At 65.9% G+C, this 2411-nt stretch carries 3 protein-coding genes; all 3 read right to left on the reverse strand.

Features of this window, described 5'->3' with window-relative positions; genetic code table 11:
- Window positions 1–290: 290 nt before the first annotated feature.
- From EEB15_RS32895 to EEB15_RS32905, 3 genes are read right to left on the reverse strand one after another with little or no spacing between them, the layout of a single operon-like run.
- Entirely contained in the window at window positions 291–1388 is a 1098-nt protein-coding gene (locus EEB15_RS32895) for a transposase (RefSeq protein ID WP_141514210.1), read from the reverse strand.
- Window positions 1385–1525 (reverse strand): hypothetical protein, encoded by a 141-nt coding sequence (locus EEB15_RS32900; protein WP_199236697.1) that lies wholly within the window; start codon window positions 1523–1525, stop codon window positions 1385–1387. Before EEB15_RS32900 ends, EEB15_RS32895 begins: the two co-directional genes overlap by 4 nt.
- Window positions 1526–1551: 26 nt before the next feature.
- Window positions 1552–2292 (reverse strand): site-specific integrase, encoded by a 741-nt coding sequence (locus EEB15_RS32905; RefSeq protein ID WP_141514212.1) that lies wholly within the window; start codon window positions 2290–2292, stop codon window positions 1552–1554.
- Between the last annotated feature and the right edge of the window lie 119 nt (window positions 2293–2411).

A 2411-nucleotide genomic window follows, 5' to 3' on the forward strand; every position in this document is an offset into this window, starting at 1 on the left:
TAACGAATAAGGTTAGATCGCGCTAGCCGCGATCTGAACCGGCTGTTGGACAAGCCCCGGTTCGAGCGCGATGGTGTTGGTTGCCTGGAAACATCTGCGCGAGCCTCACGCCGCATGGTGAGGCCGTGATCGACCGTTGCGGTCAATCCCACTTCTCAGGCCGTCGTTGCGACGGCCCTGCCCTCGGCTGATCCCGATTTGTGGGCGATTTGTTCTATCGTAGCCGCATCGCGGCCGAGCGCATCCGCAGCACGCTCAAGTGCCGGGCGCGGCGATGTCCAGATGCAGCTCTATGTGCTCAGGTCTGCTCCTTGCGCCACGGCGCCCGGCGGCTCACCCAATGTCGACGGGATGCGCCGCTTCAAGATGACCATCGGCGCACCGCAGCAGCGACACACCAGCGTGGGGCGCTGGGTGGGTTGCGCGGGACACGCTGTCGGCCTGAACACCAGCAGCCGCAGCAGCGCGATCAGGCGCTTGCAGTTCGGGTGCAGGAAGCCGTGGTTGCGCGCGCGCCGAAAGCCTTTGGGCAGCACGTGCTGCAGCACCAGCCACAGGAAGGTGGCGCCGTTGAGCGTGCGCAGCATGGTCTTGCCGCTCTTGCCATCACGCCAGCGATAGGTGACGCTCACGCCGTCGCAGCCGACGATGTCGTGCTCCTGAATGACGCCGCGATAGAGATAGCGACCCAGATACACCAGGGCCTTGCGGCCGTCGCCCACGCGGGTGCAATCGGCCACCCACTTCATCGGCACCGCCGGCACGGCAAAGCCCTGCTCGTGCAGCGCCGCCAACAGCTTGGCGCGAAACACCTTGGCCAGTGCCTTTTCATTGAACAGGTACTTCGCCTTGGCCGGCAAGACTCGCCACAGGCGCTTGTCCGCGTCCAGAGCGGCGCCGGGGATGACCAGGTGGACATGGGGATGAAACCGCAGGTCGCGCCCGTGGGTGTGCAGCACGGCGATGGCGCCGGGGCTGCCCTGCAGGTGCCGGTGGTTCTGGCTGAAGGTGCGCAAGGTCTGCCAGGCGCAGTCCATCAGCAGGTCGTAGACGATGCGCTGGTGCTGCCAGGCCAGCGGCCTGAGTTGGGCCGGCAGCGTGAAGGTGACCAGGAAGTAGCTGCCCGCCACCAGGCGCTGGGTCTGCCGCTCGAGCCAGCGCTGGCTCTCGAAGTGCTGGCAGTGCGGGCAGCTTCGATGGCCGCAGGAGTGTGGCACCGTGAGCTGCTCGTGGCAGCCGGAACACTGCGCCAGCATGCGCGGGGCCATGTGGGTGCGACAGCGCTTCATCGCCGCCAGGGCTTGGCGGTGGCTGGGCAGCAGGGCGTGGTGGTACTTGGCGAGGCAGTCTGCCTCGAAGCGCTCGATGAGCGAAGCCAGCGTGATCACTTCACTGCTCCCCAGCCGATGGTGAAGCGCGCCATCAGGGCCTCGATGCGGGCGTCGGCCTGCTCGTGGGTCTGGGTGGTCAGGTGGGTATAGCGGGCGGTGGTGCGGATCGAGTAGTGGCCCAGGATCTTCTGCACCTGCAGCAGATCGACCCCGGCTTCGATCAGGTGGGTTGCATAGCTGTGGCGCAGGCTGTGCGGGGTGATGTTTTTTTGAGGCCGATGTCGCTGACGACCCGGTGCAGGGCAGCCTGGATGGTGCCGCGGTCCAGCGTGGAGGTGGCCGCGCCAGCGGCGCGCAGTCCACCGAGCCGGCTGGGAAACAGCAGCTGCGCGTTGCGATGGGTGCGCCAGAAGCGGCGCAGCACCGACAGGGTCGCCTCGGGCAGCGGCACGAAGCGGTCCTTGTTGCCTTTGGCGTCACGGACATGGACGCGCCAGCGCTGCGCGTCGATGTCGGCCACCGTCAGGGCCAGGCCCTCGCCCAGGCGCAGCCCCAGGCTGTAGAGGGTGAAGAAGAAGACGCGGTAGCTCAGGATGCGGGTGGCCGCGAACAGGCGCTGGGCCTCATCGACGGTGACGATGTCGGGCAGGCGTTGTGCCTTGGGCGGCTTGATCAGGTTGGGTAGGGTCCACGGCTTGCGCAGCACGTGGGTGACGTAGAACTTGTAGCCGTACAAGTCGAGCTTGACGGCGCTCCAGGAGTGCGAGGCGATCAGGTCGCTGAAGTAGTCGGTGAGCTGCGCCTCGGACAGATCGTCGATGCGCCGGTCGAAGTACTCGCCCATGCGCCGGATGCCGCGCGCATAGGCATCGATGGTCTTGGGCTGCAGGCCCTGGAGCTTCAGGTGCTTGAGGTGAGATTGGTAGCGTCGATCGAAATCTTCGCGGACGGTAGTAGCCATGCTGGTTGATCCTCACGAGTTGCTGCAAAATCACCCCCATCGGGATTGAAGGGAGCGTCATGCAGTACAGATCGTGCCAGCGAGGAGAGGGATTCCTCCGCGTAGCGGCTTCGTCCAAC

The sequence above is a fragment of the Ramlibacter sp. WS9 genome (assembly GCF_003797765.1).
Lineage (GTDB): Bacteria > Pseudomonadota > Gammaproteobacteria > Burkholderiales > Burkholderiaceae_C > Ramlibacter.